Consider the following 12,705-nt stretch of genomic DNA (forward strand, 5'->3'; position numbering starts at 1 on the left):
TTGTCGTTGTTTTTTGAACGCCATCAAGGTGGCGAGCAAGCGGTATTGGTACATCCTGAGTTAGTCAGTGATCAAGATAGGGAAGACCCCCGTGAATTTAAAGAGCTTGTCAGCTCTGCGGGGGCAAACCCAGTAGCCTTTCTAACCATCCCCAAGCAGCAGCCTAATCCAAAGTATTTAGTTGGTACCGGTAAACTTGAAGAAATTCGTCATCAGGTTAAAAGCCATAAAGCTGAACTGGTGATTTTTAACCATGCACTCAGCCCCTCTCAGGAGCGTAATCTGGAAAAAGAATTACAGTGTCGAGTACTTGATCGTACTGGACTGATTCTGGATATTTTTGCCCAGCGTGCACGCACCCACGAAGGAAAGCTGCAGGTCGAGTTGGCTCAATTGCAGCACATGAGTACTCGCTTGGTTAGAGGCTGGACCCACTTGGAAAGACAAAAAGGTGGTATTGGTTTACGGGGGCCTGGTGAAACTCAGTTAGAAACAGACCGACGCTTGCTTCGCGCAAGAATTAAGTCAATTACCAAGCGTCTCGATAAGGTTCGTAAGCAGCGAGACCAAGGGCGCAGAGCCCGAAAAAGAGCGGAAGTACCCAGTATCTCGTTTGTTGGTTATACCAACGCAGGTAAGTCGACTTTATTTAATTATTTAACTTCAGCAGAAGTTTATGCGGCTGACCAGTTATTTGCCACACTGGATCCAACATTAAGAAAAATTAAAGTGCCTGATTTAGGTCCTGTTGTTTTAGCTGATACGGTAGGTTTTATTCGGCATTTGCCGCATAAGTTGGTAGAAGCATTTAGAGCAACTTTAGAAGAAACCGTAATGGCTGATCTGTTAATTCATGTAGTTGATGTTAGTGACCCTAATTATCAGGATAACATTGAACAGGTTGAAGCGGTTTTAGAAGAAATCGGTGCTAATGAGTTGCCTTGCCTTCAGGTATACAACAAGATTGACCAATTATCTGATGTACGGCCACGAGTGGATTATAATGAAAAAGGTGTACCCACCAGGGTTTGGTTATCTGCTCAACAAGGCAATGGCACAGAGTTACTAATCAAGGCAATTGCTGAGCAGATGGGGGATCAGCTGGTTCAGCAAACAATTACCTTAACGCCTCAGCAAAGTCGTTTAAGAGCACAGTTCTATGAGCTGGGGGCGGTGCAATCTGAGACAGTAGATGCTGCGGGTAATACGCTAGTAAAAATCAGAATGCCTAAGCAAGACTACGACAGGTTGTTAGGTCGCTCAGGAGTGAGTCCTGAAGCGTTATTATTGGCAACTCATTAATCTTTACTGTTGAAGGCGGCAACTGCCGCTTTTACAATGCACAGTCGTAGATTTATCCAAATTAACAAGTATTATAGCCATAACAAGAACTTTGTTAATCAGCCTACTAATCCAACACTGGTGTAATGGAGAAGTTTATGGCCTGGAACGAACCGGGTGGTAACGGAAATGATAAAGATCCCTGGGGCAGCGGGGGGAAACGTGGTAATAATAACCAGGGCCCTCCTGATCTGGATGAAGCTTTCCGTAAATTAAATGAAAAAATTGGCAGCCTGTTTGGTGGTAAAGGGGGCGGCCAGGGCGGCAGTAGGTCGTCTGGCTCAGGTGCTGGCGGAATTTTTCCATTAGCATTTGTTTTGCTTGGCATTTTATATTTTTGGAATGCTGCTTTTACCGTAGATGAAAAAGAGCAAGTGGTTATTTTGCGTTTTGGTGAGTACAAAGAAACCGTAGGGCCTGGCTTGCACTTTTATTTTCCTCCTATTGACTCAAAATATCAGGAAAATGTGACTGAGCTGCGTACCTACAATGTAAGACAGAAGATGCTGACTGAAGACGAAAATATCGTCGAGGTGTCTTTGTCCGTTCAGTACAACGTTTCCAATCTGAAAGACTATGTGCTGGAAATTGCCGACCCAATTAGTACTTTAGAACAGGCAACACAAAGTGCTTTACGGCATGTGGTGGGTACTTCAAAAATGCACTCGGTTTTAACCGAAGGCCGTAGCCTTATTGCTACTGAAGTAGCAGAAAGGCTTCAGACATATGTGAATGACTATAAGTCTGGTCTTTATATCAGCAAGGTCAACGTAGAAAGTACTCAGCCACCCCGAGAAGTACAAGCTGCGTTTGATGATGTGATTCGTGCTAGGGAAGACCGTGAGCGGGTGCAAAACAAGGCAATTGCATACCGTAATGCGATTATTCCCCAAGCAAAGGGTAAAAGTAAGCGGATAGAAGAAGAGGCTCAGGCTTATAAAGCAGAAATAATTGCTAAGGCAAATGGTGAAACTGCTCGCTTCAAGCAAGTGTTGGTTGAGTACCAAAAAGCGCCAGAAATTACCCGCAGCCGGATGTATATAGAAGCTATCCAAGACGTGTTAGGTGAAACCAACAAAGTCATTGTTGATGTAGAAGGTGGTAACAACCTGATGTATTTGCCACTTGATAAACTGATGGGAGCTAACTCAGCTTCTGCCTCTTCATTAGGTCAGCCTGGGCTTACCCAGCAAGAAATGAATGAGATTGCTGACAAAGTAGCGGACCAATTGCGTAAGCGTACTTCTTCTAGCCGGACGGGGAGGGTTGCAAGATGACAGGTAAAAGCTTAGCAACCATTATTATTGCGCTGGCTATTGTTATTGTTGGCTGGGAGTCTGCTTATATTGTTAGTGAGCGTGAGCGAGCAGTGGTTCTGCGGTTTGGGCAGGTAAAAAAACCGGACGTACCTGCTGGCTTGCACTTTAAATTTCCTTTTATTGATAAAGTGAAAATTTTTGATGGTCGATTACTGACATTAGATGCGGCGCAAGAGCGCTTTTTTACTCAAGAAAAAAAGGCGTTAGTGGTTGACTCTTTTGTGAAATGGCGAATTGCTGATGTGCAGCGCTTTTATACAGCAACATCTGGCAATATTGTTCAGGCAAATCGACTGCTGGCACAATTAATTGAATCTGGCTTACGTAACTTAATTGCTCAATGCGAGCTGAAAGAAGTGGTTTCAGGTAAGCCTAATATGAAAAAGCGCTCTCGTTTTAAGTGTGCTCAAGAAACTTTGGTGCTTGATAACACTGCTGTTCAGCTGGCTTCTGGAGTTGAGGTTAAAATAGAGGAGCAAAAAGCTTCTCAAAAACAACAAGCAGCTTCTAGTACGCCTGAAGAGGAGCCTGCAGATCTGCGTGATCGGTTGATTTTCAGTATTAAAAAGAGCCTGAATGAGCAGGTTAAAATCAAAGAAAAGTATGGTATTGAAATCGTTGATGTACGCTTCAAGCGTATTGATTTACCAGAGCAGGTCAGTGACTCTGTTTATGAGCGGATGGTAACTGAAAGGGAAAAAGAAGCTCAGGAGATTCGCTCTTATGGTAAGCAAAAGGCAGAAGAGATTCGTGCAGAAGCAGATCGTGAACGCCGTGAGTTGCTGGCGAAGGCTTACCAAATAGCAGAGCAGTTGCGAGGTGAAGGTGATCAGGAGGCCGCTGCCACCTATGCAGAAGCCTACGGCAGTAATCAAGAGTTTTATAACTTTTATCGTAGTCTGCAAGCTTATCGCCAAGCGTTTAAACAGCAGGGTGATATTATGGTGTTAAAGCCTGATAGTGATTTCTTTAAGTACTTAAAAGCACCTAATGGGGCGGCAAATACTTCCAGTGCAGTAAGTAGTCAGTAAGCTGAATAGCTGTAGAAATCAATAAGCTGCTTGTATTCACTTGATTAAAAACGGGGGCAGGTAGCTGGGAGCAAGCTGGTTGAAATCGCTTCAATTTTGCTGATAAATCATGTTAGTATCATCCAAACCGGGTCATCACCCGGTTTTTTTATTGCCTAAGGGAAATCATGAGTTTTTGGCACGAGTTATTAGTTGCATTTTGCCTGATGTTGGTGATTGAGGGGATAATCCCTTTCTTATATCCCAACCGTTGGCGAGACTTAGTGGCAAAGTTAGCAACCTTTGAGGATCGCCAGTTACGATTGGCAGGCTTGATCAGCATGTTAGTAGGAACTGGTTTGTTATATCTAGTTAACTCGTAAATACATCAAGAAGTATTTCCCTAATCATGAATTGTAAGTGTGCGCTAATTAAGCTAAATAAGTTGGTAGTTTGATTTTATTAAAGCAATTTAAGTTAAAACAGCTTAAAAGGCAGCAACAAATTAATTCTTAAAAAATTAAGAGAGACACTATCCATAAAAGGCCGGATATAACATGACAGTTGCAGATCGTTGGTTATTGCCGGACGGTATAGATGAAGTGTTACCGCCTGCAGCAATGCAAATTGAACAGCTAAGGCGTCAACTCCTAGACCTATACCATTGCTGGGGATATGACCTGGTTATTCCTCCTCACCTTGAATACCTGGAATCCCTCCAAGCTGGGGCAGGTCATGACCTTGACTTACAAACCTTTAAAATAATTGATCAGCTGACAGGCCGTTTATTAGGGCTTCGTGCGGATACTACGCCTTCTGTAGCAAGAATGGATGCTCATACTTTGAAACGGGAGGGTCCTGTCAGGCTTTGTTATGCAGGCAGTGTATTTCATACTAAGCCTTGCTCTCTTGCAGCTTCGCGTAGTCCTATTCAGGTGGGTGCAGAGCTTTATGGGCATAGTGGCATAGCCAGTGATGTTGAGGTTATTAGTTTATTGTTAGAGACACTCAACAGCTTAAATATCCAAAATGTTTATTTGGATATGGGCCATGTGGGTATTTTTCGTGGTTTAGTGGCCCAAGCTCAACTATCTGAAGAACGTCAGCAAGAATTATTTGATATTTTACAGCGTAAAGATGCTACGGAGTTAACTAGCTTTGTGGCTAATTATGTTGATGATGTTGATGTTGCCAATATGTTATTGGCGCTGCCTGAGTTAGCAGGTGATTTTGATGCTTTAAATCAGGCAAGAAAAGTTTTATCGAATGCCAATGAAAACGTGCACAACGCTATTCGCACACTTGAACAAGTGGGCTTAGCTATTCATCAATTTAGCCCGTCATTATCTATTTATTTCGATCTCTGTGAATTAAGAGGTTATAACTACCATACTGGGATTTTATTTGCGGCTTATGTTCCAGGTCAGGGGCAGGCAGTAGCTCAAGGTGGTCGCTATGATGGAATAGGTAAGGTTTTTGGGCGCTCTCGCCCTGCAACTGGGTTTAGTTCTGATTTGAAAGTATTACTTGATTTAATAACGCCAGTTGAGCCTGCTGATAATGCTATTTGGGCACCTATTGATGTGACACTGGAAGTTATTCAGGCATTACGAGCCCAAGGAGAAAGGGTAATCAGAGAACTGCCTGATCAAATTCAGCAGCCAAAAGAGATGGGCTGCAACCGAACAATGCAGCTTATCGATGGCAACTGGCAAGTGGTTGCACTGTAAGCTTTAAATAGGTAACTGATTGAATAGTTATTAAAAGGTGACTCTAAAAATTGCTATTTTTAGAGGTGTCCTGAAAGTTAATTGAGTCAATTTAAACTTTAGAGATGTGATCATGGGTAAAAATGTTGTTGTGCTTGGCACACAATGGGGTGATGAAGGCAAAGGAAAAATTGTTGATTTGCTGACAGAGCGTGTAGCTGCAGTTGCTCGCTTCCAAGGTGGTCATAATGCTGGCCACACATTGGTAATTGATGGTAAAAAAACCGTATTGCACTTAATTCCTTCTGGCATTTTGCGTGACAACGTCAAGTGTTATATAGGCAATGGTGTGGTTTTGGCGCCTGATGCTTTGTTAAAAGAAATGGCTGAATTAGAGCAAAATGGTGTTCCTGTGAGGGAGCGTTTGCGCCTTAGTCCTGCTTGCCCATTAATTTTACCTTTCCATGTAGCGCTTGATTTAGCGAGAGAAAAATTCCGTGGTAAAGAAAAGATTGGCACCACTGGTCGTGGAATTGGCCCTGCTTATGAAGATAAAGTAGCTCGACGCGGCCTTCGGTTAGGGGATTTGTTACATAAAGAACGGTTTGCCACTAAGTTAAAAGAGGTAATGGAATATCACAACTTTGTGCTTACCCAATATTACCAGGAGCAGCCATTAGACTATCAGCAAGTGCTGGATGATGTCTTAGTGATGGCAGAACAGCTTACTCCTCTGATCAGTAATGTGGTTGAAGATTTACATAGTTACCGTAAAGCAGGTGATAATATTTTATTTGAAGGTGCTCAGGGATCATTGCTGGATATTGATCACGGTACTTATCCATTTGTTACTTCATCTAATACCACTGCAGGTGGTACAGCAACAGGTAGCGGTTTTGGCCCTTTGTATTTAGATTATGTGTTAGGCATAACGAAAGCTTACACCACTCGTGTTGGAGCAGGCCCCTTCCCAACGGAATTAGACTGTGGGGTTGGCAAGCATCTGGCTGAAAAAGGTCATGAATTTGGTGCAACAACTGGACGAGCCCGCCGGTGTGGCTGGTTTGATGCTGAAGCGTTACGTTATTCGGTGCAAATCAATAGTATTTCAGGGCTGTGTTTAACCAAGCTGGATGTGTTAGATGGCTTGGAAACCATTAAAATTTGTAAAGGCTATCGAGCCCAGGGTGAAAATATGGCTGGCTCACCCTTTGATGCGGACAATTATCAAGATGTTGAGCCTATTTATGAGGAAATGCCTGGTTGGAAAGAGTCTACGATTGGCTTGCAGTCTTACGATCAACTACCTGAAAATGCTAAAGCTTACATTAAGCGCGTAGAAGAATTGGTGGGAGCGCCAATTGATATAATTTCAACTGGGCCTGATAGAAAGGAAACAATTGTATTACGCCATCCTTTTAGTTAAGCTACCCTCAGTTTTTTAATAAATAGTGCTACCTTGCTCTGCGTTATTAGATAAGCAAGGTAGTATTTAAATGGATGAATCCGTTAAATTGTAATTGTTAAGCAGTAGTGAAGTAGTCAGCAAATAAATATAAAAGCAAAGATAACGCTAGCCCGCCAAGTAAATCCTCTCAATTTTGAATAGCTATAGTGCAGGGTATATTCTTTAGGAATACTCGTGAAATAACTCGAGAATTTTTTGTCCCCGAAGTGCTCGCATCGCAAAGTGCAAAAGTGATGACACGTCAAGCATTTGCTATATAGCCAGGCGAGGTGGATTTGAGGGGAAAATTCAAGTTAGTTATTGAGAGTTCCTTAGTTGACGATAAGTGCTGTATCCTATAAACAAGGATGCAATACGACACATTGCTCACCGACAATATACATTTAGGTTTTTAATCGCAGAGGCTACGCTTTGTCGGTTTAAAGGTCATCCGTAATCCTTGTTACGACAAGTACAGACCTTCATCAAAAAGGAGGTTTTGAACTAACTTAAAGGGTCTAATCAGTGCTAAGTTGAAGCTGTTAGCCCATAATATTTTAGGAAAAAGAAAGTAATAATATGCCTGAATGGTGGAAAGAAAAAGATCCGCAAGCAGCGGAAGAAGCAGAAAAATACGAAAACCCAATTCCTAGTCGAGAACTTATTATGGAGTTACTCGACCAACGAGGAGCGCCTGCAAGCCATGCTGCGCTTTGTAAAGAGCTCGACATAATCTCTGACGAGCATAAAGAAGCCCTACGCAGAAGATTACGTGCTATGCAGCGGGATGGCCAGTTATTGCAAACCCGTCGAGGTGCATTTGGGCTAGCTGCAAAAATGGACTTAGTCCAGGGGTTGGTAATGGGCCATCGAGATGGTTACGGCTTTTTAATCCCACAAGATGGCAGTGATGATTTATTTTTATCTGCCAAGCAAATGCGTCAGGTATTGGATGGTGACCGGGTTATGGCTCGGGTTGCCTCAGTAGATCGCAAAGGAAAAAGGGAAGGGGTGATTGTTGAAGTGTTGGAACGCAACACCCATCAATTAGTTGGCCGCTATTTCACTGAAAGCGGTGCATCTTTTGTAGTACCAGATAACAAACGAATTAATGTTGATATTCAAATAGAGCCAGGCTCACTCCAAGCGGCACATGGTCAATATGTCATAGTTGAGCTGGTTGAGCAGCCTTCTCTGCACCGACAACCTATCGGTATTGTTAAGGAGGTGTTGGGTGATCATATGGCACCAGGCATGGAAATTGACGTGGCCATTCGTGCCCACAATATTCCTCATCAATGGCCGGAACAAGTAATTGGAGACATTCAGCAATTTACTGATCATGTTGATGAGGCCGATAAAAAAGCGCGCCATGACTTACGACAGCTGCCTTTTGTTACCATTGATGGTGAAGATGCAAAAGATTTTGATGATGCTGTCTACTGTAAAACCAAGAGAGGTGGTGGTTGGCGACTATATGTAGCTATCGCTGACGTATCTCATTATGTAAAGGTGGATAGTGCTTTAGATAAAGAAGCATTTTTGCGAGGAAATTCGGTTTACTTTCCAGAGCATGTTGTGCCGATGTTGCCTGAAGTATTATCTAATGGCTTATGTTCGTTAAACCCTAAAGTCGACAGACTGGCAATGGTTTGCGAAATGACGGTGAGTGCTAAAGGAAAGCTAAGTGGTTACAGCTTTTATGAGGCAGTGATTCATTCCCATGCCCGACTAACCTATAACCAAGTTAATAAAATGTTGACCCAGGCTCGCTCTCGGGAAGGTCAATCACTTTGCAAGCAATTTGCCTCAATCCTGCCAGATTTGCATAGTTTGTTCGATCTGTACCATGTGCTACGTGAATCCCGAGAAAAGCGCGGTGCTATTGATTTTGAAACGACAGAAACACAAATTATTTTTGGTGAAAACCGTAAAATTGAGCGAATAATTCCAGCGGAACGTAATGAAGCTCATAAGCTAATTGAAGAGTGCATGTTGTGCGCTAACGTTGCCACTGCTAGGTTTTTGGAAAAACATCAATTGCCGGCTTTATATCGTGTGCATGAGGGGCCAAAGTCGGAAAAGCTGCTTAATTTAAAGAGCTTTTTAGGTGAGTTGGGGCTGACCTTAAAGTCAGCCAAACCCAAGCCAGCTGACTATCAGCATTTAATGGAACAAATAGCTGATCGGCCTGATGCCCATATTATTCAAACCATGCTGTTGCGCTCATTAAGTCAGGCGGTTTACCAGCCAGAAAATAAAGGTCACTTTGGTTTGGCTTATCAGGCGTATACCCATTTTACTTCGCCTATTCGCCGATATCCGGATTTGCTGGTGCACCGTGCCATTCGTCATGTGATTCGCAGTAAAAATGACTCTGTGAATGTACAGCGAGTAAAAGGCGCTCGAGTGATCGCCAAGAAAAATATATTTCCCTACCAGCCAGCTGATATGATGGCTTTGGGTGAGCACTGTTCAATGACAGAAAGGCGTGCGGATGATGCCACTAGAGATGCTGTCGATTGGTTGAAGTGCGAATTTATCCAAGCTCATATAGGTGAAACTTATCCTGGAGTAGTCTCTGCAGTAACTGGGTTTGGTATTTTTGTTGAGTTAACTGATTTTTATATTGAAGGCTTGGTACATATTAGTAATTTGCCAGGTGATTATTATCATTTTGACCCTGCTCATCAGCGTTTGCGAGGAGAGCGTACAGGTGTCACTTACCGTTTGGGTGACTCTATTAGTGTTACTGTGGTACGGGTTAATTTAGATGATAAGAAAATTGACTTTGAGGTGGCTGAATTTACTCCATCTAAACGTAAAGGAAAGCGGAAAGGAAAAAATAAGGAAATAAAATTAACCAGTAAGTCAACTAAAAAAAACGCTAAAAGAAAATTTCACACGAAAGATTCAGAAGAAAAGACTCGGCGTGGCAAAAATAAACGTAAACCTACTAAAACTGAATTGGATAAAACGGGTAAAAAGAAAAAGCCTAAACATAAAATTAAAAAGTCAGCTAAAAAAGCGGCTAAACAAACAGAGTTTCGTCAGGCTGTGCCTGCAGATAATGTTAAAATGCCGAGAAAACGGCCTACTAAGTGAAAAACTGTAAATTAATAACATAGCCAGCTTTTTAACGTGCTGGCTGCAAAGTAGTTGATTGTAAAAATATGTCAAAACCTGATTGGGTAATAGGAATACATGCAGTTCAAGCGTTACTTGAACAACATCCTGAGCAAGTGGTTGAGTTAAACATTCAACGAGCTAAAAAACTTCCAGAGCGATTAGTTAAACTGACTGAGTTGGCTCATGGTCATGGTGTTCGAGTCAGTTATCCTGATAAAGACTACTTTCGGGATATTACTGGTGTGCATCAAGGGGTGTTAGCAAAAGTAAAACCGATTACTGCTGCTGGTGAAAAAGAGCTAACAAGCTTTTTGCAAAATTTATCCCATGAGCCGCTGCTGTTAATTCTTGATGGAGTGACTGATCCCCATAATTTAGGAGCCTGTTTACGTACTGCTGATGCTGCAGGCGTTGATGCGGTTATCATTCCTAAAGATAAATCCGCTGGTTTAAATGCTACGGTTCGAAAAGTGGCCTGTGGGGCCGCAGAAGTAATACCATTATTTTCTGTTACCAACTTGGCGAGAACTCTTAAGCAAATTCAAGAAAATGGTGTTTGGATTGTAGGTACAGCAGGAGAAGTACAACAATCGATTTATGAGGTTGAATTGAAGGGCGCAATTGCATTGGTTATGGGGGCTGAAGGCAAGGGTATGCGTCGTTTAACCAGAGAGCACTGTGATTTTCTAGTCAATATTCCAATGGCGGGCGCTGTATCCAGTCTTAATGTGTCAGTTGCCACTGGTGTTTGTTTATTTGAAGCGGTTCGCCAGCGTCGATTACAGCAAAAATTAACTGTGGAGTAATAGTTCATGAAAGGGATTATTCTTGATGTGGCTTCATTAGCACCGGATGATCTCAACTTGCAGCCAATTACCCAACAATTGCTAGAGTGGTGGTGTTATGAGCAAAGCACTGGTCAGCAACTCAATGACAGGTTGGCAGGTGCAGAGATTGTCTTAACCAATAAAGTTGCGATTACTGAACAAACTTTAAAAGATAATCCACAAATTAAGTATATTGGAGTACTAGCAACAGGCACTAATAATATTGATTTAGCGGCGGCAAAAGCACATCAAGTTATTGTAAGCAATGTGCGGGGGTATGGAACTCAAAGTGTTGCTCAACATACATTAGCGTTAATACTTAACTTAGCTACCCGTCAGCCAGATTATTTAATTGCGGTTAAACAGGGGCTGTGGCAACAAAGCGAGCACTTTTGTTTGCTAGATAAGCCTATTTTAGAGTTGGCTGGTAAAACCTGCCTTATTGTTGGTTTGGGCGAGCTAGGCCAGGCTGTTGCTGCATTGGTAAAAGCATTTGGCATGCGGGTAGTTGCAGCTACTTTTGAGGGGCACCAAAGTCAGCCAGTAAAGGGAATTGAGCGGTTGCCATTTGAAATGGCTTTACCATTGGCTGATGTTATTTCTTTGCATTGCCCGTTAACTGAGCAAACCGAATATTTATTTAACCGCCATACTTTACGTTTGGTTAAACCAGGTGCTTTGCTGGTCAATACTGCTCGTGGTGGGCTAATAGAAGAGCAAGCGCTGATAGATGCTTTAAAAGTGGGGTTACTGGGTGGGGCAGCCTTGGATGTGGTGAGTGAGGAGCCTCCACCCTTGGAGCATTTATTATTTAAGCCTGATATCCCTAATCTCTATATTACCCCGCATAATGCCTGGGGAACTCAAACTGCTCGACAAGCCTTAGTGAATATGGCTGGTGAAAACTTAGCGGCTTTTTTGGCAGGAGAACCAATTAACCAGGTCTGTTAGCACCTTTCTAATATAGATTGTCACTAAAAGGGACTTCTCTTGCCTCTATAGCTTGATAATAGCCACCAGTAGCAAATTCAGGCTAAGCTTGTAGTTGCTTGCAAGTTGTGCCCAGCTTCACTAGAATGCGCGGTTCACTTAAGCCTGGATATGCTTTCAACAATCAATTCAGGCTAACCAGTTAAGTTGCTTTAAAGCATTGAAATGCTATTAAGCAACTATTTAGCTCCTTGCCTTACTGCGGTTAATAGCAATAGTGCTGTTGGCTTGAGCAGAAGGCTATTAATCCGAAAGGAGATGCTATGCGTCATTATGAAATTGTGTTTCTCGTTCACCCTGATCAAAGTGAACAAGTTGGCGCCATGGTCGATCGCTATACCAAGCTGATTGAACAGGGTGAAGGTAAGATCCATCGTTTAGAAGATTGGGGACGTCGCCAGCTTGCTTACCCAATTCAGAAAGTTCATAAAGCACACTATGTGATGATGAACGTTGAGTGTGGCAATGAAGCTCTGGATGAATTGCAAAACTCTTTCCGTTTCAACGATGCAGTTATTCGCCATATGGTGGTACGTCGTAACGAGGCAATTACTGAGCCTTCAATTATCATGAAGCCAGAAGATACTCGTGAGCAGCGTCGTGATGATCAGTCAAAAGCTGATCAAGTTGATCAAACCGAAGAAGTTGATCAAGCGGAAGATTAATTCACCTGGGTTTTTCCTAACATTTTATAGGAGACGTTGCTATGGCACGTTTTTTTCGTCGCAGAAAGTTTTGCCGCTTTACCGCTGAAGGCGTAAAGGAAATCGATTACAAAGATACCAATACCCTGAAAGCTTATATTTCTGAAACTGGCAAGATCGTTCCAAGCCGGATTACAGGTACTAAAGCGAAGTATCAGCGACAACTGGCAACTGCCGTTAAGCGCGCACGTTATATCGCATTATTGCCATACACTGATCGCCACTAATT

General features: G+C 42.6%; 11 protein-coding genes. All 11 read left to right on the top strand.

Features of this window, described 5'->3' with window-relative positions; translation table 11 throughout:
- Positions 1 to 6 precede the first annotated feature (6 nt).
- A complete protein-coding gene (hflX, locus tag G4Y78_RS03695) occupies positions 7 to 1,302 on the top strand; it encodes a ribosome rescue GTPase HflX (RefSeq protein WP_163831749.1) in 1,296 nt (431 codons plus the stop codon).
- Positions 1,303 to 1,439: 137 nt separating this feature from the next.
- The gene (hflK, locus tag G4Y78_RS03700; RefSeq protein WP_163831750.1) at positions 1,440 to 2,618 is read left to right on the top strand and encodes an FtsH protease activity modulator HflK; all 1,179 of its coding nucleotides are present in this window, start codon (positions 1,440 to 1,442) and stop codon (positions 2,616 to 2,618) included.
- The gene (hflC, locus tag G4Y78_RS03705; RefSeq protein ID WP_163831751.1) at positions 2,615 to 3,691 is read left to right on the top strand and encodes a protease modulator HflC; all 1,077 of its coding nucleotides are present in this window, start codon (positions 2,615 to 2,617) and stop codon (positions 3,689 to 3,691) included. Before hflK ends, hflC begins: the two co-directional genes overlap by 4 nt.
- Before the next feature lie 167 nt (positions 3,692 to 3,858).
- Positions 3,859 to 4,053 carry a DUF2065 domain-containing protein gene (locus G4Y78_RS03710; RefSeq protein ID WP_163831752.1) on the top strand — a complete coding sequence of 65 codons (195 nt, stop codon included), beginning with the start codon at positions 3,859 to 3,861 and terminating at the stop codon, positions 4,051 to 4,053.
- Between the two features lie 174 nt (positions 4,054 to 4,227).
- Positions 4,228 to 5,400: an ATP phosphoribosyltransferase regulatory subunit gene (locus G4Y78_RS03715; RefSeq protein WP_163831753.1), complete on the top strand. Its 1,173-nt coding sequence runs from the start codon at positions 4,228 to 4,230 to the stop codon at positions 5,398 to 5,400.
- A gap of 112 nt (positions 5,401 to 5,512) precedes the next feature.
- Positions 5,513 to 6,805, top strand: coding sequence for an adenylosuccinate synthase (locus G4Y78_RS03720; protein WP_163831754.1), 1,293 nt, complete (start codon positions 5,513 to 5,515; stop codon positions 6,803 to 6,805).
- 600 nt (positions 6,806 to 7,405) lie between these two features.
- Complete coding sequence (gene rnr, locus G4Y78_RS03725) at positions 7,406 to 9,931, top strand: ribonuclease R (protein ID WP_163831755.1); 2,526 nt, start codon at positions 7,406 to 7,408, stop codon at positions 9,929 to 9,931.
- Between the two features lie 68 nt (positions 9,932 to 9,999).
- Entirely contained in the window at positions 10,000 to 10,761 is a 762-nt protein-coding gene (gene rlmB / locus G4Y78_RS03730) for a 23S rRNA (guanosine(2251)-2'-O)-methyltransferase RlmB (RefSeq protein ID WP_163831756.1), read from the top strand.
- Between the two features lie 6 nt (positions 10,762 to 10,767).
- The gene (locus G4Y78_RS03735) at positions 10,768 to 11,733 is read left to right on the top strand and encodes a D-2-hydroxyacid dehydrogenase (protein ID WP_163831757.1); all 966 of its coding nucleotides are present in this window, start codon (positions 10,768 to 10,770) and stop codon (positions 11,731 to 11,733) included.
- Between the two features lie 302 nt (positions 11,734 to 12,035).
- On the top strand, positions 12,036 to 12,437 hold the full coding sequence (gene rpsF / locus G4Y78_RS03740; protein WP_163831758.1) for a 30S ribosomal protein S6: 402 nt from the start codon (positions 12,036 to 12,038) through the stop codon (positions 12,435 to 12,437).
- Positions 12,438 to 12,478: 41 nt separating this feature from the next.
- Complete coding sequence (rpsR, locus tag G4Y78_RS03745) at positions 12,479 to 12,703, top strand: 30S ribosomal protein S18 (RefSeq protein WP_163831759.1); 225 nt, start codon at positions 12,479 to 12,481, stop codon at positions 12,701 to 12,703.
- Positions 12,704 to 12,705 lie beyond the last annotated feature (2 nt).

The organism is Spartinivicinus ruber (assembly GCF_011009015.1).
In the GTDB taxonomy this organism is placed as follows: Bacteria; Pseudomonadota; Gammaproteobacteria; order Pseudomonadales; family Zooshikellaceae; genus Spartinivicinus; species Spartinivicinus ruber.

Coding starts and splice junctions, on each gene's coding strand:
- rlmB (WP_163831756.1), top strand. CDS start 10,000: ATGTCAAAACCTGATTGGGTAATAGGAATACATGCAGTTCAAGCGTTA.
- rpsF (WP_163831758.1), top strand. CDS start 12,036: ATGCGTCATTATGAAATTGTGTTTCTCGTTCACCCTGATCAAAGTGAA.
- rnr (WP_163831755.1), top strand. CDS start 7,406: ATGCCTGAATGGTGGAAAGAAAAAGATCCGCAAGCAGCGGAAGAAGCA.
- hflC (WP_163831751.1), top strand. CDS start 2,615: ATGACAGGTAAAAGCTTAGCAACCATTATTATTGCGCTGGCTATTGTT.
- hflK (WP_163831750.1), top strand. CDS start 1,440: ATGGCCTGGAACGAACCGGGTGGTAACGGAAATGATAAAGATCCCTGG.
- rpsR (WP_163831759.1), top strand. CDS start 12,479: ATGGCACGTTTTTTTCGTCGCAGAAAGTTTTGCCGCTTTACCGCTGAA.
- G4Y78_RS03710 (WP_163831752.1), top strand. CDS start 3,859: ATGAGTTTTTGGCACGAGTTATTAGTTGCATTTTGCCTGATGTTGGTG.
- G4Y78_RS03715 (WP_163831753.1), top strand. CDS start 4,228: ATGACAGTTGCAGATCGTTGGTTATTGCCGGACGGTATAGATGAAGTG.
- G4Y78_RS03735 (WP_163831757.1), top strand. CDS start 10,768: ATGAAAGGGATTATTCTTGATGTGGCTTCATTAGCACCGGATGATCTC.
- G4Y78_RS03720 (WP_163831754.1), top strand. CDS start 5,513: ATGGGTAAAAATGTTGTTGTGCTTGGCACACAATGGGGTGATGAAGGC.